General features: G+C 45.3%; 2 protein-coding genes and 1 pseudogene. All 3 read right to left on the reverse strand.

What is annotated here, in order from left to right; genetic code table 11:
- Positions 1-295, reverse strand: a pseudogene (locus BFF42_RS16680) (transposase); the annotation flags it as partial.
- Between the two features lie 168 nt (positions 296-463).
- Entirely contained in the window at positions 464-946 is a 483-nt protein-coding gene (locus BFF42_RS16685) for a GNAT family N-acetyltransferase (protein ID WP_000405248.1), read from the reverse strand.
- Positions 937-1,239, reverse strand: coding sequence for a type II toxin-antitoxin system TacA family antitoxin (locus tag BFF42_RS16690; RefSeq protein WP_010921625.1), 303 nt, complete (start codon positions 1,237-1,239; stop codon positions 937-939). The genes BFF42_RS16685 and BFF42_RS16690 overlap by 10 nt, the downstream gene beginning before the upstream one ends.
- Between the last annotated feature and the right edge of the window lie 289 nt (positions 1,240-1,528).

Genomic DNA, 1,528 nt, shown 5'->3' on the forward strand with positions numbered 1-1,528 from the left:
AACTGTTCAGGGAGTCTGACATCAAGAGCGCGGTAGCCTTTTTTAATATTTCATTCTCCATTTCAATGCGTTGTAGCTTTTTCCTCAGCTTACGTATTTCGATTTGTTCTGGTGTTATCGGAGAGGCTTTTGGTGTTTTGCCCTGACGCTCATCACGCAGTTGTTTGACCCATCTTGTCATTGTGGAAAGGCCAACATCCATAGCTTTGGCGGCATCTGCCACCGTGTATTTCTGGTCAACAACCAGTTGAGCGGATTCGCGTTTAAACTCTGCGCTAAAATTTCTTTTTTTCATTGGAGCACCTGTGTTGTTCTGAGGTGAGCATATCACCTCTGTTCAGGTGGCCAAATTCAGTGTGCCACTTCAGTAGAGTAACGTTGGGTTTTTCTGCTCATTATTGGCTCCTTCTGATGCCATTCTATTTCAGGAAGGAGTGTCCGTTAAACTCAGGCTACCTCAGACTCAGACTTTATAAAACAAGGTATTAGGTGCCACAACTGACTGAACAAAACCAAAACGCTCATAAAATGCTCTGGCGTCATCATCAATTGCATGTACCATAACAGCCTTAATGCCAACCTGATCAGCCAGATTGACAACCCGGTGAATGGCATCACTTAGTAGCCATTTACCGAAACCATGCCCCTGGGTACAAACATCAACAGCCAGACGCCCTAACAGAACAACAGGGACAGGATTGGGCATGTTATGCCGCAAACTGCGACCAAGCTCGGCATGAGTGACGGAACCAGTAGCTAATGAGTAGTATCCCACAACACGTAAAGTATCCTCCAAGCAAATAACGAACGTGCGAGAAGCATTGAGCATCTGGTTTTTCATAGCCCGACCACGTAACCAGTTACTTAGCACCTCATTTCCACAGTCAAATGGCTGAAGTATATGCTCATCCGTCAACAATGCTGGCGCGGTGACATTTATTTCCATTCAGGCTTTACCGCCATCAGACGTTCACGCCCTTCTGCATTCTGCACAGGAGCTTCCAGTTGCGTAATAAACGAATCATAACGTTCGTTATCCAGCACAAATAAACGTTGATCCAAGATAATGTTTTTAGCTTCCTGGTACGCCAGTTCCATGATGAAATCGGTACGGTTCTTATTGACCAAGCTCGCAGCATAATCAATAACGGCTCGTTCCTCATCAGTTGCCCGGATGTTAATCTGATGTTCTCGCGGTGTTTTACGGACGCTTGCAGCTGTAGACATAAAAACCTCCATTGGTAACAATTTGCTATGCAATTAATGTTATCGCAAATGGTAACAGAACGCTATACAGAATCACTTACGGGAAAAGCGATCCCCTGATAAAAACAATGGCAGAGACCTGAACATTGTGACGATGATCTGTGTCGGCGCACAAATCATGTCTGATTACGGCCGTTTAATGTGATTTTGATAATGAAATGCCTGAACCACGGCAGCCTGGCGGCTGCAAATCGGGGTGTGGCAGAATATGAGCTTTCAGAGTAACCATCCAGAATGAGTTCCCATGTCACACAACCTGGAG

It is taken from the genome of Shigella sp. FC1661, from assembly GCF_001712525.1.
GTDB lineage: Bacteria > Pseudomonadota > Gammaproteobacteria > Enterobacterales > Enterobacteriaceae > Escherichia > Escherichia coli.